The sequence below is a fragment of the Ferriphaselus amnicola genome (genome assembly GCF_000974685.2).
In the GTDB taxonomy this organism is placed as follows: Bacteria; Pseudomonadota; Gammaproteobacteria; order Burkholderiales; family Gallionellaceae; genus Ferriphaselus; species Ferriphaselus amnicola.
The window spans coordinates 2018418-2038581 of the sequence record NZ_AP018738.1 but is presented as its reverse complement, the minus strand read 5'-3'; the positions used below and the strand labels follow the sequence as shown (position 1 = coordinate 2038581).

Genomic DNA, 20164 nt, shown 5'->3' with positions numbered 1-20164 from the left:
GGCAGGGGGGGCAACCGATTATTCGCAATGTCAGGGTTTGTGATAGATTTGTTCTCACTGAGTTTTCAATCAAAATGGTGCGATAGTGAATAGACGAAATTATGGGGTGCTGGCTGGGAGTGTTGGCGGCGCGTATTTGATGATGGGGGCGGCGACCGCCTTCGCGGGGCCTATCGCTGGTGGAGAGCCGGGTGCACCGAAATATGATGTTAAGATCAAACCGAAGGCCGAAATTCTAGCGCCGCCAGTGGTGCGCCCTTCTGGAAAGGTGAAGGTGCCGCCGAAGAAGGATGGATTGAATGGCTTGAAAGAGTACCAATGGGAAAGTGGTGACGGCTACAAAGGGGGCTTCGCCGGTAATCAGATGCAGGGGCGCGGAGTATTTACTTGGGCTAACGGGAATCGCTATGAGGGGGCTTTCGTTAACGGGTTGATGCATGGGCGAGGTATCTTTACTTGGGCTAATGGCGATTATTACGAAGGTAACTTTGTGCGTGGTCATCGCGCCGGTATGGGCATCTTCATCTGGCCGAGTGGGGATCGCTATGAGGGGAAGTTTGTTGCCGACAAACGGAGCGGCTATGGTGTGTTGACTTGGAGCAACGGCAATCGCTACGAGGGTAATTTCCATAACGACATTCGCTCGGGCAAGGGCGTGTTCACTTGGCCGAATGGCAGTCGCTACGAAGGCGACTTTGTTAATGACAAGGAAAGTGGCAAAGGGATTTTTGTTTGGTTTAACGGAGAGCGCTACGAGGGCGACTTCGAGGATGATAAACGTACTGGCAAGGGTGTATTGACTTGGCCTAACGGTAATCGCTATGAGGGCGATTTCGAAGAGGATCTGCGCACGGGAACGGGCACGTTCACTTGGATCAATGGCAATCGCTATCGAGGTGAGTTTAATAGAAACCATATTACTGGCCAAGGGCAGTTCAAGTGGCCCAATGGTGATAGCTATCGCGGTGCGATGGTGCGCGGGCAGATGTCTGGATGGGGCGTGTTCGTTTGGAATAACGGGGATCGTTATGAGGGCGAATTCGTTGAGAACAAGCGCACGGGAAAGGGAGTTTATATCTGGGCTGATGGCCGCTGGTTCGAGGGAAATTTTGTACGCGATAAGCTGGTTGGAGAGGGCGTGCTCAGCTCTGCCAAAGGGGAAAGAGTTAAGAGTGAAGGTAATGAGCGTATCAACGGTCAAATGAATCCCGGCGGGGAGACATCCCCAATCCGAGAATCAAAGCCTATGAGAGTCAGTGAATAGGTGATTATTTTGCGTGTTCTGTGTTGGAAGAGGGGCGCGCGCGCTTATAGCTGATGCCTATACCTACGGCCACGACCAGCCAGATAGTGGAGAGTGCGAAATTGACCATTGCAAAGTGTTGCAAGCCGAACCCGAACACATTCATACCAAGATAGACCAATAGCGCTTGGATCAGGTCGCCCAGACGCCAGATGAAGGTGTCAATGCAAGTCTTGCCCTTGTATTTCTTTTCTCGATCCACGGGGAGGAATAAGGCGTGGCGTGTGGTGCTCTGGATAGAGTAGTCAGTGCTGTTCTCTAGGATTTTGACCATGTAGATCACCCAGAATGAGGGCAAGAACGAGATCATTCCGTAACCGAAGAATACGATGATGGGCGAAATCAGCAGGGCCCCCTGAATGCCCACCGCTTGCCAGATGCGGCGAACGAACATTAATTGGATGACCAGTGTCAGGAGATTGACGAAGAAGTAGAAGTCGCCATACGTGTTGCCGATCGCATCGCCCTTGGTGAGTGTGTGCGTCACGTCAGCCAGCACTTCTGCTTCAGACTGGGCGATAATGATCTTAGCTAAGATATATTCGCCAGTGCTGTTGATGCAGTTGAGTAGGAGTACGAATACTCCGATCAGCATCAGGTAGCGGTCTTTCAGTACGATTGAGAAGCCGCTCAGAACGCCGGCGTGTTGCTCAGTCCAGTGTCCATCTTCGGAGTGGCCACGCGATTCTTCAGGGATGTTGGCATCAGCGCGGGCGCTTAATAATACCGATAGGCTAAGTATGATGGCAGCGGTCATCATCATGCCGTAGGGGCCGATGAAGGGAATTCCGATCGTGGCGACCTCCGAGCCTACTAGCGAACCCAAAGTGGAGCCGACAGCAATGAATGCGAATAGTCGATGTCCAGCTTCGACGCTGTAGATGTCGGCCGCAAACGCCCAGAATTGGGCGACCAAGGTGACGCTGAGAATGCCCAGCCAGACGAAAAAAGGAACGCCGATGTTGACGCCAGCCTCGGCCAATATGAAGAACAAGACTAGGTTCGAGGCAAAGAAAAAGATGATGGTGCGCAGTAATGCTAGGCGCTTACGCCCCTGAAATAGCATGCCATAGACCGGTATGGCGACCAAGAGCAATATCGCCTGCATGGCGACAGCGTAGCTGCGTAACTCCGCGCCTCCTTGGGTCAGAATCAGTGCCTCTCGTACCGGTTTGAGTAGGTAGTAAGCGAACAAAAGGAGGAATGAGTTGGCGAACAGATAAGCGACGCTGACTCCTTCCTTGGGGTGGATCTTTGTGAAGTAGGAAAGGAATCTTTCCAGAGGCGTCATATCCGCTTTGTTCGGGGTGCTCATGGGAATTTTCGGGTTGCCTGATAGGCTCGGCACGGAGTCATGGTTAGTTTGGGGGCCGATTCTAGCTTACTTTTAGTCATTTCCGCTCAATATCCTAGTGCCCGTGCGCCCTGATAGAACAAGAAGCTAATTAGCCACGCGAGCCATAGAGACCAAGCTAAAGCCAATAGGGTGAAACCATTATTTTTTGATTCCGAGCGCAGTGTGGCGATGGTAGATAGGCATGGCGTATAGATTAGGGTGAACAGCATGAAGCTGTAGGCTTGTACCCAGTCGAGTTGATGAGCCAATGTGGTTGAAAGTGCATCCAGCGCATGGTGTCCATAGATGACGGCTAGCGAGCCGATGACGATCTCCTTGGCGATGAATCCCAGTATCAATGCGATCGTTAGTTCGGGCGGTATTCCGAGCGGCGCGAACATCGGAGTCAGCTCGCTGCCAATTATTCCAGCCCATGTGTCTAGGCTGCCAGGGACTGCGTTCCTAGGGAAGTTGGTGAGCGCCCAAGCTAGTACTACGCCAGCTATGATGAACAGGCTGGCACGCCTTAAGAAGTGGGAAATCTCATGCCAGCCACGTAGCCATAATTGACGTATCGTTGGGAAGCGATAAGGGGGGAGTTCTAGTACAAATGGCTCTTCGCTTGAGAATTTACGCTTAAAGATCAATGCGGTGAGTAGGGCTGCGGCAAAGCTGGATAGATACAGGCTGAACAATACAAGCGGCGCATGGTCGGGGGAAAACATGGCTGCGCTGATGAATACGAATACTTGTAGGCGTGCTGAGCAGAGCGAGAATGGGATCACCAGCATGGAAAGTAAGCGCTGTCCCCGTGAGCGGATCACGCGCGTGCCCATCAAGGCGGGAACATTGCAGCCGAAGCCCATCAGTAACATGACAAAACTGCGGCCATCCAAACCCATCTTTGCCATCAGTGCATCCATCAGGAAGGCCGCGCGTGATAGGTAGCCAGTGTCCTCAATGACTGCCATGAATAGGAAGAACAGTACGATGACCGGAACAAAGGAGGCGACGGTGGCGACGCCGTTGTAAACGCCATCGAGTAAGAAACCATGCAAAGTGGGTGGCAGGACGGAGATCAGTAGCGGTTCAAGCGCCATTTCACGAATCGCAGTGAAAATCGACGCTACTTGGCTTTGTAGAGGCTGCCCAAGCAGAAAGATGCATTTGAACAGCAGGAACATGATGAAGAAAAAGACGGGCAGCCCCAGTAGTGGATGCAACATCAACTTATCCAGGCGGTCAGTGTTCGAGTCCGACAGGCGAACTGGGATTTGCACAGATTGGCTCAGCACGCGCGCCATCTCGGTTTCGATATGGTCATCATTTTCAAGCTGAGCGCGCAGATCTTCTGCCATGCCGGGGGTTGGATAGCGCAGGGTTCGGCTGATCGCCTCCAGCGCTTCAGGTACGCCGCGCCCAAATTTGGCGCTGACGAGATGAATGGGGAGTTCCAGCATTCTGGACATTGTTCGGCGATCGATGGTGATGCCCAGTTTGCGTGCCTCGTCTGCCATGTTGAGCAGCACGATCAGATTTAGATCCAGATTTCTGAGCTGAAGGAGTAGGCTGAGTTGACGCTCGATCTGGGTCGCATTCAGAACGACGACGACGAGGTCGGGGACGTTGTCGTGCAGAAAGTGCCGTACTACTTGCTCGTCATCAGAGTAGCCGTGCATGTCATAGATGCCAGGCAAATCAATGAATTCGACCATCTCTCCACCGAGTAGTATCTTGCCCGAAAGTAGATCGACTGTGATGCCCGGCCAGTTGCCTACGCGCGCCGAGCCGCCAGTGATGCGGTTGAATAGAGTGGATTTGCCCGTGTTTGGCATCCCCAATAGTGCGACACGTTTCATGATTTTTGTACGCTGATCTTGTTGGCTTCGCTAGTTCGGATAAGTATGTCGGTCGATCCAATGCGGACCTGAAGTGGTCCGCCAAACGGAGCTTGACGCATGATTGTTATGGATTTTCCGACGCGCATGCCCAATGCAAGCAGGCGCTGATACAGAGCCTCATCACTCGTGTGTAGTGCGATGATGGTGGCAAAATCCCCAGGGCGCAAATCCGATAATACTTTTGAAGCTGGGGCTGATGAATCTTTAGGCATGCTGTGATTATTTCACAGATTGCAGCTTGCCGCTTTGGTGCGATGGCGGATTCGGGTAGAATTGAGCGTCTTCTTGTGGAGCGCGCGCTGGGCGCGAGTCGAGTAAAACGATGACGAATATGGTTAAGGGCAGTATCGTTGCGATAGTTACCCCGCTGCATGAGGATGGCAGCTTGGATCTGGTGAGCTTTCGCACGCTGATCGATTTTCATATCGCTGAAGGTACGGATGGTATCGTTGTGGTAGGTACCACGGGCGAGTCTCCCACGGTGGATGTCGATGAGCATGAGTTGTTGATCGCCGAGGCGGTCAAGCATGCTGCCGGACGCATCCCTATTATTGCGGGTACCGGTGCTAACTGCACAAAAGAGGCGATCGAGCTGGCCGCTTTTTCCAAACGCGCTGGTGCGTACGCTTCGCTGACGGTTGTGCCGTACTACAACAAGCCGACTCAGGAAGGCCTGTATCTGCACTTCAAGACCATCGCCGAGGCGGTGGATATGCCGCATATCCTGTATAACGTGCCGGGAAGAACCGGTGCGGATATGAGCAACGATACCGTGCTGCGTTTGGCGCAGATTCCCAATATTGTGGGTATCAAGGATGCGACGGGTAATCTGGAGCGCGGCAGCGATCTATTGTTGCGCGCCCCCAAAGACTTTGCCGTGTATAGCGGCGATGATGCAACCACCATGTCCTTGATCTTGCTCGGGGCGGCGGGGACGATCTCGGTGACGGCCAATGTTGCGCCGCGTCTGATGCACGAGATGTGCGCGGCTGCATTGGCGAGTGATGTGGCCACGGCGCGTGAAATCAATTTCCGTTTGCTAGCTTTGCATCGCCATCTGTTTGTCGAGGCAAATCCGATTCCAGTGAAATGGGCGGTAGCACGCATGGGGTTGATTCAAAATACGTTGCGCTTGCCGCTGACGCCGCTCTCCACTTCCGCTCAAGGCGTGGTGGAAGAAGCTATGCGTCGCGCGGGCGTGATTAACTGAACTGAATTTCCAAGGATGAACATGAGAAATATGAAAAAAGCTGCGCTGTCCGCGACTCTGCTTGCGTTGGCAGGATGCAGCATGCTTGGTTTTGAGAGTAAGCGAGTGGATTACAAATCGCAGGCGCAGCGTGCGCCCTCCTTGGAAGTTCCACCTGATCTGACTACGCCGAACACCGAAGGTCGTTACACCATTCCTGGCAGCGAAGGGGAAACCGTCGCCAGTTACTCTGAGTATGCTCATGGTGGGGCTACACCCGCTGTGGCTCCAAGTGCTGAGTCGGGGCAGTCGGTTGCGCAACCAATGACTCCGGCCCATGTGCAGGTGCCGTCTGGCAAGGCGCGTCTAGAGCGCGACGGCGCGAGACGTTGGCTGGTCGTGGGCGAGTCTGCCGAGACGATTTGGCCACAGCTCAAAGCTTTCTGGGATGAACGAGGCATCAAGTTGGTGGCTGACGATGTTCACGCGGGTCTGATGGAAACCGAGTGGCATGAAACGCGCGCCAAGATCGAGGAAGGCGGCATTCGCGGTGTGTTTGGTAAGCTTGCTGATGGCATGAGCTCTACCTCGAATCGAGATATGTTTCGGGTTCGCGTAGAGCGAACTAATGCCGGTGCGATCAGCGAGGTTTACATCGCTCACTATGGCAAAGAAGAAGTCATGGATGCCAGTGGCAATGCCTTTAAGTGGCAAAATCGTCCAAGTGACCCTGAGTTGGAAGCGGCTACGTTGCAGCAGTTGATGGCTAAGTTGAATAGTGCTGTAGTTCAGAAGATGTCCGTGGGGCCGAACGGACAAGTTGTGGCGGTTATGCCAGCGAAAATCATCGAACAGGCTGATGGAAAGCGAGTTATCCAATTGAGCGAGCCCTTTGATAAGGGGTGGCAGCGCGTGGGACTGGCGCTCGAACAGGCGGGCCAGAACGTCGAAGATAAGAATCGTGCAGATGGCATGTTCTTCGTGAATACCACCAAACCAGAGCAAAAGAACTTGCTGTCCATTTTGGGCGGCGGTAGCCGGCCAGAGATATTGCACGTCAGTGTACGTGAGGCGGGAGGCATCACGACAATAGTGGTGACTGACGATGAGGGCTCTTCCAGCAAGGCTGCACAAAAGCTATTTGATAAGTTGTATTTGCAATTGAAGTAAGTGATGCGTTTCGCTTCGCTTGGTAGTGGCAGCGAAGGGAATGCCTTGGTGGTTTGTGCCGGCCAGACTTGTGTGCTGGTGGACTGTGGTTTCAGCTTGCGTGAAACCGAGCGCCGGCTGGCTCGCTTGAATTTAACCGCGAGCCAGTTGAGCGGCATCCTAGTCACACACGAGCATGGTGACCACATAGCTGGCGTGTCTAAACTAGCCAAACGCCACAACCTTCCCGTTTGGATAACTCACGGTACGTTGAGAGCGCAGCGGTCGGCCTTTGAGCGCGACGTTATCCTCACTGAGATTCACCCAGAGGAGTCATTCTCTGTGGGTGATATCGAGGTGCATCCGTATTCAGTTCCGCATGACTCCATCGAGCCAGTTCAATATGTCTTGTTCGATGGTCAGCATCGTTTAGGTGTGCTGACTGATGCGGGTCATGTCACACCGCATATTGAATCCATGCTGAATGGTTGTGATGCCTTGGTTCTGGAGTGTAATCATGATGCTGAGATGCTGGCACGAGGGAATTATCCGCAGAGCCTGAAGCAACGTGTCGGCGGGCATTACGGGCATTTGAATAACCAGCAATCGGCTGCGTTGCTCAGTAAGATCGATTGTGGGCGGTTGCAGCATCTCGTGGCTGCGCATTTGAGTCAGCGAAACAATAGTCCAGAGCTAGCTGTCCGTGCGTTGAGTGGGGCGTTGAATTGCACGGCAGACTGGATCGCTGTGGCGACGCAAACTGAGGGAGTGGGATGGCGTGAACTTGTTTAGTTCGTCACGGAAAACAAAAAAGCCGACTTGCGTCGGCTCTTTTGTTGGTTCCTAGCTGTATTACTTAGCAGCAGGAGCGGCTTCAGCAGCAGGAGCGGAAGCTGCTTCAGCAACAGGAGCGGAAGCAGCTTCAGCAACAGGAGCGGAAGCAGCTTCAACAGCAGGGGCTTCAGCAGGAGCAGCAGGAGCTTCTGCAGCTTTTTCGCCACAAGCGGTCAGAGCCAGAGCCAACAGGGCAGCAATCAGAGCGGACAGTTTCATTTATTTTCCTTCACATTAAGTTAACAAAAACCGGGTAAATCCGTTCGTCCATGGTCAGGCTTGGACGAAAGACGGCGCATTCTATCAATTCTTGGAAAAATATCTAGTCACCGATGTAAATTTACAACATTCTTCTGGATGTTTACGTAACCCTATCATTGTTGTGGACTATTTGCGTCTGCATTTTCGTGATTCGTGTGAGTCGATCTGACTTGCCGATCACCGATGGACGCTAGATCGCTCTGTCAGTTTCGCGCTGAAATTTGCGATACGTCGGGCGGCTTCTATCGTCTCGTCCACGCTTGCTACAAGTGCGAAACGCACGAAACCTTCACCAGGGTTGACCCCGCGCGCTTCCCTTGCGAGGTAGCTTCCTGGCAATACGGTCACATTTTGCTCACGAAGCAAACCTTGCGCGAAGACCGTGTCGCTAATTGGCGTGCGTAGCCACAAGTAAAAGCCGGCATCGGGCAGGGAGATCGGAAGCACTGGCTGCAAAGTTTTCAGTACGAGTGCAAATTTTTCACTGTACAGACGACGGTTTTCGGCAACGTGCGCCTCGTCGTTCCAGGCGGCGAGGCTGGCGGCTTGCACCGCCGGGTTCATGGCGCAGCCGTGGTAAGTGCGATATAGCGTGAACTTGGCGATGATGCTCGCATCGCCAGCCACGAAGCCGGAGCGCAGGCCGGGCACGTTGGAGCGCTTGGACAGGCTGGAGAACACGATCAGGTTCCTGTAATCATCGCGCCCCAGTTGGCGGGCGGCTTGCAGCGCGCTTAGCGGTGGCTCGTCGAAATAGATCTCCGAATAGCACTCATCGGCGGCGATGATGAAACCGTAACGGTCGGCTATCTCAAAAAGGTCGCGCCATTCCTCCAAGTCCATCACATGACCATTCGGATTGCCCGGCGAGCAGACGTAGATGAGTTGGGTGCGCTGCCAGACGTCTTCCGGCAATTGCGCGTAGTCCATGCGGAAATCGTCTTCCGGTAGGGTGTTGATGAACTGCGGTTCGGCTCCGGCCAGTAAGGCCGCGCCTTCGTATATCTGGTAGAACGGGTTGGGGCTGACCACTACTGGATTCGGCTTGCTGCGATCCACCACGGCTTGGGCAAAGGCGAACAATGCTTCGCGGCTGCCGTTCACCGGTAACACCTGCGTTTTTGCATCCGGCGCTGGGATGGCGTAGCGGCGCGCGAGCCATTGCGAGATCGCGCCACGCAGGGCATCGCTGCCCGCTGTGGTAGGATAATTCGCCAGTCCGCCCAGCCCCGCGATGAGCGCTTCCTTGATGAACTGCGGCGTATCATGCTTGGGTTCGCCGATGGACAGGCTAATCGGTTTCAGCGCTGGATTGGGCGTGATGTCGCGGAACAGCGCAGCCAGCTTCTGGAACGGGTAGGGGTGCAAGTGATTTAGGTCTGGATTCATGATCTTGGTTTGAGGCGCAACGGGCGGAATTATAAAGGTGCAGCGAGTGGCTTCAAAACAAAAAGTTGTAGCGGTGATCGGTCTAGTGACGGCGGCGATGGTCTGGGGACTGATCTGGTATCCGTACCGTGTGCTGGACGCAGCGGGAGTCTCCGGCATGGCCGCGACGGTGATTACCTACACGTTCGCGCTGAGCTTGGGCGTGCTGTTGAGCGGCTCGGTTTGGCGCGAATGGCGCGTCGCCGGTTGGATCGGTATCTTGCTGCCCTTGACTGCGGGTTGGTCGAATCTCGGATACGTATTGGGGATGCTGGACGGCGAGGTGATGCGCGTGCTGTTGCTGTTCTACCTCGCGCCGTTGTGGACGGTAGGGCTGTCTCGGTTATTGCTGAATGAGCAGCTCAATCGCTATGGTTACGCCGTTGCTGCCTTGTCTCTGGCAGGTGCGATCGTCATGTTGTGGGAGCCACATCTCGGCTGGCCGTGGCCGCAAAATCAGGCGGAATGGTTTGGCCTGAGCGCAGGCCTGAGTTTCGCCCTAGCCAATGTATTGGTACGACGTGCCGACCACCTGAGCGTGAATTACAAATCATCTAGCATCTGGTTGGGCACGGCGCTAATCACTATGCTGGCGATGCTGGTGATGGGCAGAACCCATGAGTTGCTGAGCATTTCACCGGATTATTTCTGGCTACTGGGTTTGCTTGGCGTGGTGTTGTGCGCCGCCAGCTTCATCGTGCAATTCGGCCTGACCCATCTTCCCGCGAACCAATCCATTGTTCTATTCCTTTCTGAGTTGGTATTCGCTGCAATTGCCGCTTACTTTCTGGCAGGGGAGTCGATGGGCGTGCGCGAAATAATCGGGGCGGTGCTGATCGTCTCCGCCAGCCTGATGTCGGGCAAGATGCAGAGTGGGGATTCATAACCGGAACGCAGTGAGGATGCCCCGCTGTGTATAATTTTGTCTATTCCAACTTGCTCGATGATCGCTCCATGAAACCCATTACCTTAGGTACGCCGCTTTCTCCTTCCACAACCAAAGTTATGCTGCTAGGCAGCGGCGAACTCGGTAAGGAAGTGCTCATCGCCTTGCAGCGACTCGGTGTGGAGACCATCGCGGTGGATCGTTATGCGAATGCGCCGGGGCAGCAGGTGGCGCATCGCGCGCACGTCATCAACATGGCTGACGGTGCAGCTTTGCGTGCGCTGATCGAGCAGGAAAAACCCGACCTGATCGTGCCGGAGATCGAGGCCATTGCCACCGATATGCTGGTACAGATCGAGAGCGAGGGACTGGCGCGGGTGATTCCGACGGCTCGTGCCGCGCAACTCACCATGAACCGCGAAGGTATCCGCCGCTTGGCGGCAGAAAAGTTGTGGCTGCCGACTTCACCGTACAAGTTCGCCGACAGTCTGGAGGAGTTGCAGGCGGCTATCGCAGTCATCGGTTATCCGTGCATCATCAAGCCGGTGATGTCGTCTTCAGGTAAAGGGCAGTCGAAAGTGGATAACGCCGACGAGGTCGCTGCCGCTTGGGATTACGCTGCAAGCGGTTCGCGGGTGAATCAAGGTCGAGTCATCGTCGAAGGTTTCATCGACTTCGATTACGAGATCACGCTGCTCACCGTGCGCGCCATGGGGGCAGACGGTTCGGTCGAAACCCATTTCTGTGAACCTATCGGCCATATTCAGGTGAGTGGCGATTACGTGGAAAGCTGGCAGCCGCAAGCGATGGCGCCGTTGGCGCTGGAGCGCGCCCGCGAGATTGCTCGTAAAGTCACCGAAGACTTGGGCGGCCTAGGCCTGTTTGGCGTCGAATTGTTCGTGAAGGGCAATCAGGTCTGGTTTTCGGAGGTCAGCCCGCGTCCGCACGACACGGGTATGGTGACGATGTGCAGCCAACGCCTGAATGAATTCGAGTTGCATGCGCGCGCTATCCTCGGCTTGCCGGTGGATGCCAGTCTGCGCGCGCCGGGCGCATCTGCCGTGATCTACGGCCAGTTGGACGAAGTCGGCATCGCCTTTACTGGCGTGGATGAGGCGATGCGCGTGCCGGAGTCGGAGGTGCGCCTGTTCGGCAAGCCTGAGTCGTTCAAGAAGCGCCGCATGGGTGTCGCGCTGGCGAATGGCGTAGACACTGACGAGGCACGGACGCGCGCCAAGCTTGCGGCCAGTAAGGTCGTGCCGGTGTCAGGTCGTTAGTGGTCACGGTTTGATGCAGCAAAGTGTACTCCCTGGGCCGGAGCTCAGCCCCAAAGCATGGTATCAAGCTGCGTGCGAGCGTTCAGGTATCGTCTGCGATGCTAGCCAATCGGTGGCCATCGACCAGCTGGAGATGCTCTGGCGGCAGTTGGTCGAGTTCAAGGCCAAGCGCAACCGTCTCCTCGGACGTAGTCTGCTTAGCCCGGACGTGCCCAAAGGTCTGTACATCTGGGGCGGTGTGGGGCGCGGCAAGACGTTTCTGATGGACGGCTTCTATCACTGTCTGCCGTATCGCCGTAAACGCCGCATCCATTTCCACAACTTCATGCTGGAAGTGCATCACGAGATGAGGTTACTAGCCGATCAGCGCGATCCGCTGCTGGCTCTGGCCGATAAGATCGAACGCTCCACGCGCTTGTTGTGTCTAGATGAATTCCATGTGGTGGACATCGTGGATGCGATGATCCTAGGGCGATTGCTGGCAGCGTTGCTGGAACGTGGCGTAGTATTGCTCACCACCTCCAACTACGCGCCTGACGACCTTTATCTCAATGGCTTGCAACGGCAGAACTTCCTGCCCGCTATCGATTTGCTCAAGCGCGAACTCAAAGTGCTGAACCTCGACGGCGACACCGACTATCGCACGCTCCAGATGGCGCGCGATCCCTTGTTCATGCGGACGAGTGATGCGACGGCAGAGGAGAGAATGCTGACGTTGTTCCAGCGTTTGGCGGCGGGCGCTTCGGATGACGCGGCATCTATTATTCACGTGCGCCAGAGCAGCATTCCGGTCAAACGTGCCGCTCGTGAAGTGGTCTGGTTCGACTTCGCTGTCTTGTGCGGTGGCTTTCATGACCAAGCTGACTATTTGGAACTCGCGCATCGCTATCCGACGTTGTTCCTGTCTGGCATCCCTAGACTGAGCTCAGAGAACGGTGCGGAGGCGCGGCGCTTCACCTGGTTGATCGACGTGCTATACGACAATCGCGTCAAACTGGTTGCTACGTTCGAGGTCGCTCAAGACTCCCTATTCGGCGCAGGCCTGCTTGACAGCGAAACTCAGCGCACCGCCAGTCGTTTGACCGAAATGCAGACGCACCGCTATTTAGAATTGCCGCATCACGGTCGAGGCGTGTCGCTAACCGAACTCGTGGCGGATTGATTTACACGCACCGCTTCGCCTTCGATCACATCACCTACAAACCTCTCGCCTTGGAATACATCACTTCCCGCTTGCGTACGGTAGGGCGGGAAGTCGCGCATCTGCTTACGCATCGCGCGCGTCTTCCACCAAAGATAAGCGCCGACAATTAAGGCAAGAATCAGAATCAAGGTGAGTGCCACGGCCGAGAACATCAGCGCGACCGCAGCCAGCGCCGCTGTTACTACGAGCGTCGCCGCCTTACGCAACAGGCTGGGAGGATTCGCGGCGGCGGGAGGGATGAATTTGATCTGCATGGCGCAAGTTTAGCGCATCCTTGCGCGGATAAGAGGCCACTTGAACGTCGAGCTCGGCCTAGTATAAATAGGCGGAACGGGGTGGGCAGCAATCAGACTTTGAATCGAAGTCAATCGCGACTAGCACCTCAACATCATTGTTTCGAGTCATGCGAGAATGCACTTGAGCACGCACGCAGCGGGAGGTTCATGTCTTTGATATGGCAAAGTCTGCTTCCAATCGCGCTGTGTGTATTTTCTAGCTAACTGAACTGAAAGAAGATTTATGGTAAATAGTTTGCCTGAGATTCAGAGCGTCTCCGTTGCCATACGCGATGCCGTAGCGCCGGTTTTTCTGCTGACAGGTGTGGGTTCCATTTTGGCTGTGCTCGTTAACCGTCTGGGGCGGGCCATCGACCGAGCTCGGGTCGTCTATGCGATGAGTGAAGAGCTGCGCGTGAACGTGTCGGGCGAATTCGCCATCATCGTCCAGCGCACCGGCTGGATTCGGCGCGCCATCGGACTCATTACGCTGGCTGCGCTGTGTGTTTGCATGACCATCGTCTCTTTGTTCATTGAAGTGAAAATGGGGCTGAATGCGCCTGACCTAGTTTCCAACTCCTTCATCGCAGCCATGTTCTTTCTCATTCTTGGATTGCTGTGCTTCCTGCGTGAGATCGCGTTGGCATCGCGCGAGATCATCTTTCTGAACCGACCGGAGTGAGCGCGCAGCATTCGTGTGCTCAGTAATTTGCTGGTGTTAGGTAGTATTTAACTGACTTGCGCGAGCCGGGCCGTTTCTTGTGAATGACCACGCCTTTGAGTGTATCTAGACCTGAGATGGCGATATCGGGGTAGGCAGGGTTGAGTGCATGTAGCTGCCAACCGCCAGAGTCATCACGCTTGAGTTGACGAAAGATGAACTCTTCGTTTGCTGTGCCGATGACGAAGTGGCCATCGCTCGCAGGTGCCCCCATCTCGATGACTAGAATCTCTCCTTCGACGAACTCCGGCTGCATGCTATCGCCTAGCACCATCAATGCAACCAGCTCGTTGCCAGAACAGTTGCTGCCAGCCATCGCCTCTTCCTGAGTGGCGGAGACGATGGGGATATTGATAGGCTTGCGTGTGTGCATGATCGGCGTCCGAAGTAAGGTGGGTGGATGATAGTCTCAAACCGCTAGAGGATGAACCACCAGAAAGGCGAGCTATGTACTCCCCAAAGGGGGCGTAGCGGCGCCAGATCAATTCCAGTAGAGTCGCTTCCCGCCATTCACACTGACAGATCACCATGGACATTGAAACGTTGAGTAAAGAGCAAAGCATCTTGCGTACGATGCGCAAGACATTGGCTAACGTCGTTCGAGACGTTACGCCGCTCGGCGGGCGTACTAACCCGCTGACAGCTGACACGATCGAAGGCATCAAGGATTGCTTCGCCCTGATTTCCGAGCGGGAAAATGAATTGGCCGAGCTGCTCAATTTCGATCAAGCCCGGCCTTATTACAAGGATGGCGAACAACAAAATGCTCAAGTCATTAGCTTCGTTAAACCCGCCTAGCAGGAATGCAACCTTGGTAACACAACATGAGTGAGAATCTGGTTGAACTCAAGGGGGGCAAGGAAGCCAGTGAGCGGGCCGAATTGATGCAGCATTTGGCACAGCAGTTGCATACATTGAATGAGTTGCCCGATGATGCGCAACTAGAGCGTATGCGCCTGCAGTTGGATGTGGCGGAAAGCTTGATAGCACTAGAACGCAAGCTCGAAGCTTGGGCGTTGGCGCGATCAGCGTTTGATGTCGCATTGCGTCATGATGCGTGGAAAGATGCGGTGGAGGCGTGCGATGTGTTGTATCAGTGCGAACAGCCAGGGTCGGTCGCAGCGTTGGGCATGGGCGTATGGTTGGCGGTGAGCTTCCCCGTCGATCCCGAGCTGACGCTGGCGATGCTGATGCACATCGTCGAAGAGACACCGGATAACTCTGACGGCGCAGCGCTGGCCGCTGTCGCTGCGCGTTATGTGATCGACCTGCGTGCCGAAGAGGCAAGCTACGAGAGCCTGAGCTTCCTTGCCAACGCGCTGATCGGCCGTGTAGCGGAGCGACATAGCAAGGTGCGAGACCAAGCTGCGCTCGACCAGTGGATGAATAAATTACAACTGCGCGACCCCGCGATATTCTTGCCACGTTTGAGCAAGGTGGTGAACATCATCGTCGGCGACACTTGGTGGTTCGATCGCGACGCGTTACGCAATAAATTCAATTAATTTTCGCTACGCCTTTTCCTATGCGCATCGCTCACCTCCGATCACGACTGCAACAGCTTGGCGCTAAGCCCTGTCATGAAGATCGTCTGCTGCGCGGCTGGTCGCAGGTTTGCTCATATGACCGGAAGGGCAGTCCAGCGGCGACGTTCTTTCCAGCTGCGCTACGCGCCGAATTAGCGGACATCGAAGCGCAGTTGAGTGGATTGGCACGCTTGCACGGTGAGTATCCCGTCGATGAGGAAGTGGCGCGGCTGTTGTTAAGGCTGGCTGACGGACAAATGGTGGAGAGCGTGTTGCTGCCGCGCGGTGGGTTGTGCATTTCCACGCAAGTAGGCTGCGCCGTGGGTTGCGTGTTCTGCATGAGCGGTCGTGCTGGGCTGATACGCCAACTCGGCAGCGCCGAGATCGTCGCCCAAGTGGTGCTGGCGCGCCGCCGCCGCAAGGTCGAAAAAGTGGTGTTCATGGGCATGGGCGAACCAGCGCACAACCTCGACAACGTGCTGGAAGCGATAGATGTGTTGGGTACGCAGGGCAACATCGGCCATAAAAACCTAGTGCTCTCTACCGTGGGGGATGAGCGGGTGTTCGAGCGCTTGCCACAGGGAAGCGTGAAGCCCGCGCTTGCCCTGTCGTTGCACAGCACCGATACCACCTTGCGCGCCAAGCTGTTGCCGAATGCGCCGCAGATATCGGTGGAAGAGTTGGTGGCGCGTTGCGAGGAATATGCCCGTGCCACCGGCTATCCGGTGCAATATCAATGGACGTTGATCGAAGGCGTGAACGATGGTGATGCTGAGTTGACACGCATCGTCGAGTTGCTTTCCGGCAAATACGCGGTGATGAACTTCATCCCGTTCAACGCGGTGGACGGGTTGGAGTATCGCCGCCCCTCCGACGAACGCATCGCTTTCATGGTGGGTACGCTGAAACAGCAAGGCATCCTCGCCCGCATCCGCGACTCTGCCGGGCAAGAGGTGGAAGGTGCCTGCGGGCAACTGCGGGCGCGGGCGGAGAACGAGAAACGTAGAAAAGTCGTTGGAGCGGGCACCTCTGCTCTAATCCCTTTCCCCTTGCAGATGGAAGGTTAGGGTGGGGTAAAAGGGGATACTAAATCCACGCCCTCAAATCTACCCGCATCAACTTTTCACGCCCCGCTATAATCCGCCCCTTTCGCGTCGCAGGAAATTCCCGTGTCTGATCGTCTCGCGGTTTTGCCGCAATACCTGATGCCCAAGCAATTGCTCACCGAACTGGCGGGAAAATTCGCCCATGCTCGCCTAGGAGGGTTAACCACGGCGGTGATCCGCCGCTTTGTGGCGCGTTACGGCGTGGACATGCAGGAAGCCGCCAACCCAGACATCGCCAGTTACGCCAGCTTCAACGAATTCTTCACTCGCCCCTTGCGCGAGGGCGCGAGGCCACAGGCCGATGCGGCTTTCATCTGCCCGGTGGACGGAGCGATCAGCCAGTTCGGCGCGATCGAGCGCGACAGCATCTTCCAAGCCAAAGGCCACAGTTACACCACCACCGCGTTGGTCGGCGGCGACGCAGGGCTGGCGGCGCAGTTCGAGAACGGCAGTTTCGCCACGCTCTACCTCAGCCCCAAGGATTACCACCGCATCCACATGCCCTGCGCGGGACGTTTGCGCCGCATGATCCACGTGCCGGGCGAACTGTTCTCGGTCAACCCGACTACCGCGCGCGGCGTGCCCGGCCTGTTCGCCCGCAACGAGCGCGTGGTCTGCGTGTTCGACGGCGAAACTGGCCCCTTCGTGCTGACGCTAGTCGGTGCCACCATCGTCGGAAGCATGGCCACTGTCTGGCACGGCACCGTCAACCCGCCGCGCCTCGGCACTGTGCGCGAATGGCGCTACGACGATCAGGAAATCACCCTGCAAAAAGGCGAAGAAATGGGCCGTTTCCTGCTCGGCTCCACCGTCGTCATGCTGTTCCCGCAAGGCGCGCTGGAATTCAACCCGGCATGGCAACCCAGTAAATCGCTGCGTATGGGCGAGGCGATGGGTTCTTGATTCGATCAAAGTGGGCTAACCACGGAGCGGGTGTTTTCTATTGCGCACATATACCGAGGTCTGAGCCAACCCAATTAAGAAGGAGCCCAGCATTGCTGGGCTCCTTTTCTTTCGCTCTTCGACTAGCTTAGTTCTGGGTTCTTACTTCTCGAACTTCATCACGCCGCCCTTGCAATCCACCTTGATGGTGTCTTTCGCGGCGAACTGTCCTTCGAGGATGTGCTTGGCGAGTGGATTCTCCAACTGCGCTTGTATCGCACGCTTCAGCGGACGTGCACCATACACCGGATCGAAGCCTGCGTTGGCGATCTCTGCAAGTGCGGCTTCGCTCACGTCTAACTTCATCTCCATCGCTGCAAGGCGTTTTTCCAGATACTGCAACTGGATGCGCGCGATACTCTTGATGTTCTTCTCGTCCAGCGCATGGAACACCACGACCTCGTCGATACGGTTGATGAACTCGGGACGGAAGTAGGTCTTCACCTCGCCCATCACGGCCAGCTTCACCACCTGATAATCGTCGCCTTGCATCTGCTGGATCATCTGCGAACCCAAGTTCGAGGTCATCACGATGACGGTGTTCTTGAAGTCCACGGTACGGCCCTGGCCGTCGGTCATGCGGCCATCGTCCAGCGCTTGCAGCAGCACGTTGAACACGTCCGGGTGGGCCTTCTCCACTTCGTCCAGCAGGATGACGCTGTACGGTTTGCGGCGCACGGCTTCGGTCAAGCCGCCACCTTCCTCATAGCCGACGTAGCCCGGCGGCGCGCCGATCAGGCGGGCGACGGAGTGTTTTTCCATGTACTCGCTCATATCGATGCGGATGATGTGGTCTTCCGAGTCGAACATGAATCCGGCCAGCGCCTTGCACAGCTCGGTTTTGCCCACGCCGGTGGGGCCAAGGAACAGGAAGGAGCCATACGGACGGTTCGGGTCGGACAGGCCGGAGCGCGAGCGGCGGATGGCGTCGGACACCAGGCGCACCGCCTCGTCCTGCCCCACCACGCGCTCGTGCAATTTCTCTTCCATCTTGAGCAACTTGTCGCGCTCGCCTGTCATCATCTTGCTGACGGGAATGCCCGTCGCGCGGCTCACCACTTCGGCGACCTCTTCCGCGCCGACTTGGGTGCGCAACAGTTTGTTCTTCGAGGTTCCACCTTCTGCTTCGCGCTGGGCGGCTTCTTTCATCTTGGCTTCGAGTTGCGGCAGCTTGCCGTATTGCAGCTCGGCGACCTTTTCCAGTTTGCCTTCGCGTTGCAGACGCACAATCTCAGCACGCATGGCCTCGATCTCTTCCTTCACGGTGGCCGCACCTTGGGCTGCGCCCTTCTCTGCTTTCCACACTTCTTCGAGGTCAGCGTATTCGCGTTCCAATTTCTTCATCTCGACTTCGATCAAGTCGAAACGTTTCTTGGAAGCTTCGTCCTTCTCTTTCTTCACCGCTTCGCGCTCGATCTTCAGTTGGATGAGGCGGCGTTCGAGTTTATCCATCACCTCTGGTTTAGAGTCGATCTCCATCTTCATGCGCGATGCGGCCTCGTCGATGAGGTCGATGGCTTTATCGGGCAGGAAGCGGTCGGTGATGTAGCGATGTGACAACTCCGCCGCCGCGACGATGGCGGGATCGGTGATCTCGACACCGTGGTGTACTTCGTATTTTTCTTTCAAGCCACGCAGGATGGCGATGGTGGATTCCACGCTCGGCTCATCCACCAACACCTTTTGGAAACGACGTTCCAGCGCGGCATCTTTCTCGATGTATTTGCGATACTCGTCCAGCGTGGTCGCACCCACGCAGTGCAACTCTCCGCGTGCAAGCGCAGGCTTTAGCATATTGCCCGCGTCCATCGCACCATCCGCCTTACCTGCACCCACCATGGTGTGCAGTTCGTCGATGAAGACGATGTTGTTACCTTCGTCTTGTGCTAATTCTTTCAGCACGGCTTTGAGACGCTCTTCGAACTCGCCGCGATATTTCGCACCCGCCACGAGGGCGGCCATGTCCAGCGACAACACCTTCTTGCCTCTGAGTGAGTCGGGTACTTCGCCATTGATGATCCGTTGAGCTAAACCTTCAACGATCGCGGTCTTACCCACGCCGGGTTCGCCGATGAGCACTGGGTTGTTCTTGGTGCGGCGTTGTAGCACTTGGATGGCGCGGCGGATCTCGTCGTCACGACCGATGACGGGATCTAGCTTACCCAGACGGGCACGCTCGGTCAGATCGACACAGTATTTCTTGAGCGACTCGCGCTGACCTTCCGCCTCTTGCGAACCCACCGATTCGCCACCGCGTACGGCAGCGATGGCGGTCTCCAGCGGTGCACGCGAAACGCCATGCGTCTTCAGCAAACGGCCTGTCTCGCCTTTGTCGTTAGTGAGTGCCAGCAAGAACATCTCGGAGGCGATGAACTGGTCACCGCGCTTCTGTGCCTCTTTGTCGGTGAGGTTGAGCAGGTTGCTCAGGTCACGCCCGACCTGAACTTCGCCGCTATGGCCTTCCACTTTGGGCAAACGTGAGACGGCATCCGTCAGCGCGGTCTTCAGCGCATTGGTGTTGCCGCCCGCACGGGCCAGCAGCGAGCCTACCCCGCTGTCGGCATCGTTAAGCAGAGCCAGCAACAGGTGCTGTGGCTCGATGAATTGGTTGTCCGCACCCACGGCCAGCCCTTGGGCATCGGACAGCGCTTGTTGCAACTTGGTGGTGAATTTATCGAAACGCATGACAACTCCTCGAAGAAGATTGATTGACTTCCTAGTTGGGGCAGGTCGCGCCGATTTCAAGAGCTAGCGCAGGTGATGCCTGCTATGCGGGAGATGTTCAGGCGCACTCAGTTTCAGGTATAGTTCGCCCGTCACCGACAC

At 56.0% G+C, this 20164-nt stretch carries 20 protein-coding genes; 12 read left to right on the top strand and 8 right to left on the bottom strand.

Going from position 1 to position 20164, the window contains the following annotated elements:
* Nucleotides 1-85: 85 nt before the first annotated feature.
* Entirely contained in the window at nucleotides 86-1264 is a 1179-nt protein-coding gene (locus OYT1_RS10155) for an MORN repeat-containing protein (protein ID WP_145983703.1), read from the top strand.
* Between the two features lie 4 nt (nucleotides 1265-1268).
* On the opposite strand, the gene OYT1_RS10150 is transcribed toward OYT1_RS10155, so the two are convergent.
* The 3 genes from OYT1_RS10150 to OYT1_RS10140 all read right to left on the bottom strand — a co-directional run bounded on the left by OYT1_RS10150 (nucleotide 1269) and on the right by OYT1_RS10140 (nucleotide 4752).
* The gene (locus tag OYT1_RS10150) at nucleotides 1269-2618 is read right to left on the bottom strand and encodes an NTP/NDP exchange transporter (RefSeq protein ID WP_062626249.1); all 1350 of its coding nucleotides are present in this window, start codon (nucleotides 2616-2618) and stop codon (nucleotides 1269-1271) included.
* An 86-nt stretch (nucleotides 2619-2704) separates the two neighbouring features.
* Nucleotides 2705-4498, bottom strand: a complete 1794-nt coding sequence (gene feoB / locus OYT1_RS10145) for a ferrous iron transport protein B (RefSeq protein WP_062626248.1) — start codon at nucleotides 4496-4498, stop codon at nucleotides 2705-2707.
* A complete protein-coding gene (locus OYT1_RS10140) occupies nucleotides 4495-4752 on the bottom strand; it encodes a FeoA family protein (RefSeq protein ID WP_062626247.1) in 258 nt (85 codons plus the stop codon). Before OYT1_RS10140 ends, feoB begins: the two co-directional genes overlap by 4 nt.
* Nucleotides 4753-4871: 119 nt before the next feature.
* Here OYT1_RS10140 and dapA point away from each other — a divergent pair, with 119 nt between their 5' ends.
* From dapA to OYT1_RS10125, 3 genes are read left to right on the top strand one after another with little or no spacing between them, the layout of a single operon-like run.
* On the top strand, nucleotides 4872-5750 hold the full coding sequence (gene dapA, locus OYT1_RS10135; RefSeq protein WP_062626404.1) for a 4-hydroxy-tetrahydrodipicolinate synthase: 879 nt from the start codon (nucleotides 4872-4874) through the stop codon (nucleotides 5748-5750).
* 21 nt (nucleotides 5751-5771) lie between these two features.
* Nucleotides 5772-6899, top strand: a complete 1128-nt coding sequence (gene bamC / locus OYT1_RS10130) for an outer membrane protein assembly factor BamC (RefSeq protein WP_172588540.1) — start codon at nucleotides 5772-5774, stop codon at nucleotides 6897-6899.
* A gap of 3 nt (nucleotides 6900-6902) precedes the next feature.
* The gene (locus OYT1_RS10125) at nucleotides 6903-7670 is read left to right on the top strand and encodes an MBL fold metallo-hydrolase (protein ID WP_062626245.1); all 768 of its coding nucleotides are present in this window, start codon (nucleotides 6903-6905) and stop codon (nucleotides 7668-7670) included.
* A gap of 60 nt (nucleotides 7671-7730) precedes the next feature.
* Here OYT1_RS10125 and OYT1_RS10120 read toward each other — a convergent pair whose 3' ends face one another.
* Nucleotides 7731-7931: a hypothetical protein gene (locus tag OYT1_RS10120; RefSeq protein ID WP_084611946.1), complete on the bottom strand. Its 201-nt coding sequence runs from the start codon at nucleotides 7929-7931 to the stop codon at nucleotides 7731-7733.
* Between the two features lie 219 nt (nucleotides 7932-8150).
* Nucleotides 8151-9362, bottom strand: coding sequence for a succinyldiaminopimelate transaminase (dapC, locus tag OYT1_RS10115; protein ID WP_062626243.1), 1212 nt, complete (start codon nucleotides 9360-9362; stop codon nucleotides 8151-8153).
* Nucleotides 9363-9408: 46 nt separating this feature from the next.
* Between dapC and OYT1_RS10110 the strand changes: the two genes are divergently transcribed.
* From OYT1_RS10110 to zapE, 3 genes are all read left to right on the top strand, one after another.
* Nucleotides 9409-10287 (top strand): DMT family transporter, encoded by an 879-nt coding sequence (locus OYT1_RS10110; protein ID WP_232013162.1) that lies wholly within the window; start codon nucleotides 9409-9411, stop codon nucleotides 10285-10287.
* A 68-nt stretch (nucleotides 10288-10355) separates the two neighbouring features.
* Nucleotides 10356-11564: a formate-dependent phosphoribosylglycinamide formyltransferase gene (purT, locus tag OYT1_RS10105; protein WP_172588539.1), complete on the top strand. Its 1209-nt coding sequence runs from the start codon at nucleotides 10356-10358 to the stop codon at nucleotides 11562-11564.
* A 13-nt stretch (nucleotides 11565-11577) separates the two neighbouring features.
* Nucleotides 11578-12726, top strand: coding sequence for a cell division protein ZapE (gene zapE / locus OYT1_RS10100; protein WP_062626241.1), 1149 nt, complete (start codon nucleotides 11578-11580; stop codon nucleotides 12724-12726).
* On the opposite strand, the gene OYT1_RS10095 is transcribed toward zapE, so the two are convergent.
* Entirely contained in the window at nucleotides 12684-13022 is a 339-nt protein-coding gene (locus OYT1_RS10095) for a hypothetical protein (protein ID WP_062626240.1), read from the bottom strand. The genes zapE and OYT1_RS10095 overlap by 43 nt on opposite strands.
* Nucleotides 13023-13287: 265 nt before the next feature.
* On the opposite strand from OYT1_RS10095, the gene OYT1_RS10090 reads away from it, so the two are divergent.
* Complete coding sequence (locus tag OYT1_RS10090) at nucleotides 13288-13725, top strand: DUF2721 domain-containing protein (protein WP_172588538.1); 438 nt, start codon at nucleotides 13288-13290, stop codon at nucleotides 13723-13725.
* 19 nt (nucleotides 13726-13744) lie between these two features.
* On the opposite strand, the gene OYT1_RS10085 is transcribed toward OYT1_RS10090, so the two are convergent.
* A complete protein-coding gene (locus OYT1_RS10085) occupies nucleotides 13745-14137 on the bottom strand; it encodes a S24 family peptidase (protein WP_062626239.1) in 393 nt (130 codons plus the stop codon).
* Nucleotides 14138-14292: 155 nt separating this feature from the next.
* Here OYT1_RS10085 and OYT1_RS10080 point away from each other — a divergent pair, with 155 nt between their 5' ends.
* From OYT1_RS10080 to asd, 4 genes are all read left to right on the top strand, one after another.
* Nucleotides 14293-14562, top strand: a complete 270-nt coding sequence (locus OYT1_RS10080) for a hypothetical protein (protein WP_062626238.1) — start codon at nucleotides 14293-14295, stop codon at nucleotides 14560-14562.
* 26 nt (nucleotides 14563-14588) lie between these two features.
* A complete protein-coding gene (locus OYT1_RS10075; protein WP_062626237.1) occupies nucleotides 14589-15269 on the top strand; it encodes a hypothetical protein in 681 nt (226 codons plus the stop codon).
* Nucleotides 15270-15289: 20 nt separating this feature from the next.
* A complete protein-coding gene (locus OYT1_RS10070; protein ID WP_062626236.1) occupies nucleotides 15290-16357 on the top strand; it encodes an RNA methyltransferase in 1068 nt (355 codons plus the stop codon).
* Nucleotides 16358-16459: 102 nt separating this feature from the next.
* On the top strand, nucleotides 16460-17299 hold the full coding sequence (gene asd / locus OYT1_RS10065) for an archaetidylserine decarboxylase (RefSeq protein WP_062626235.1): 840 nt from the start codon (nucleotides 16460-16462) through the stop codon (nucleotides 17297-17299).
* A gap of 141 nt (nucleotides 17300-17440) precedes the next feature.
* On the opposite strand, the gene clpB is transcribed toward asd, so the two are convergent.
* Complete coding sequence (gene clpB / locus OYT1_RS10060; RefSeq protein ID WP_062626234.1) at nucleotides 17441-20023, bottom strand: ATP-dependent chaperone ClpB; 2583 nt, start codon at nucleotides 20021-20023, stop codon at nucleotides 17441-17443.
* Nucleotides 20024-20164 lie beyond the last annotated feature (141 nt).

Bases quoted from the DNA above. Each gene is read 5' to 3' on its own strand.
- OYT1_RS10150 (WP_062626249.1), bottom strand. From the start codon at position 2,618: ATGAGCACCCCGAACAAAGCGGATATGACGCCTCTGGAAAGATTCCTT.
- feoB (WP_062626248.1), bottom strand. From the start codon at position 4,498: ATGAAACGTGTCGCACTATTGGGGATGCCAAACACGGGCAAATCCACT.
- OYT1_RS10140 (WP_062626247.1), bottom strand. From the start codon at position 4,752: ATGCCTAAAGATTCATCAGCCCCAGCTTCAAAAGTATTATCGGATTTG.
- dapA (WP_062626404.1), top strand. From the start codon at position 4,872: ATGGTTAAGGGCAGTATCGTTGCGATAGTTACCCCGCTGCATGAGGAT.
- bamC (WP_172588540.1), top strand. From the start codon at position 5,772: ATGAGAAATATGAAAAAAGCTGCGCTGTCCGCGACTCTGCTTGCGTTG.
- OYT1_RS10125 (WP_062626245.1), top strand. From the start codon at position 6,903: ATGCGTTTCGCTTCGCTTGGTAGTGGCAGCGAAGGGAATGCCTTGGTG.
- OYT1_RS10120 (WP_084611946.1), bottom strand. From the start codon at position 7,931: ATGAAACTGTCCGCTCTGATTGCTGCCCTGTTGGCTCTGGCTCTGACC.
- dapC (WP_062626243.1), bottom strand. From the start codon at position 9,362: ATGAATCCAGACCTAAATCACTTGCACCCCTACCCGTTCCAGAAGCTG.
- purT (WP_172588539.1), top strand. From the start codon at position 10,356: ATGAAACCCATTACCTTAGGTACGCCGCTTTCTCCTTCCACAACCAAA.
- zapE (WP_062626241.1), top strand. From the start codon at position 11,578: ATGCAGCAAAGTGTACTCCCTGGGCCGGAGCTCAGCCCCAAAGCATGG.
- OYT1_RS10095 (WP_062626240.1), bottom strand. From the start codon at position 13,022: ATGCAGATCAAATTCATCCCTCCCGCCGCCGCGAATCCTCCCAGCCTG.
- OYT1_RS10090 (WP_172588538.1), top strand. From the start codon at position 13,288: ATGGTAAATAGTTTGCCTGAGATTCAGAGCGTCTCCGTTGCCATACGC.
- OYT1_RS10085 (WP_062626239.1), bottom strand. From the start codon at position 14,137: ATGCACACACGCAAGCCTATCAATATCCCCATCGTCTCCGCCACTCAG.
- OYT1_RS10080 (WP_062626238.1), top strand. From the start codon at position 14,293: ATGGACATTGAAACGTTGAGTAAAGAGCAAAGCATCTTGCGTACGATG.
- OYT1_RS10075 (WP_062626237.1), top strand. From the start codon at position 14,589: ATGAGTGAGAATCTGGTTGAACTCAAGGGGGGCAAGGAAGCCAGTGAG.
- OYT1_RS10070 (WP_062626236.1), top strand. From the start codon at position 15,290: ATGCGCATCGCTCACCTCCGATCACGACTGCAACAGCTTGGCGCTAAG.
- clpB (WP_062626234.1), bottom strand. From the start codon at position 20,023: ATGCGTTTCGATAAATTCACCACCAAGTTGCAACAAGCGCTGTCCGAT.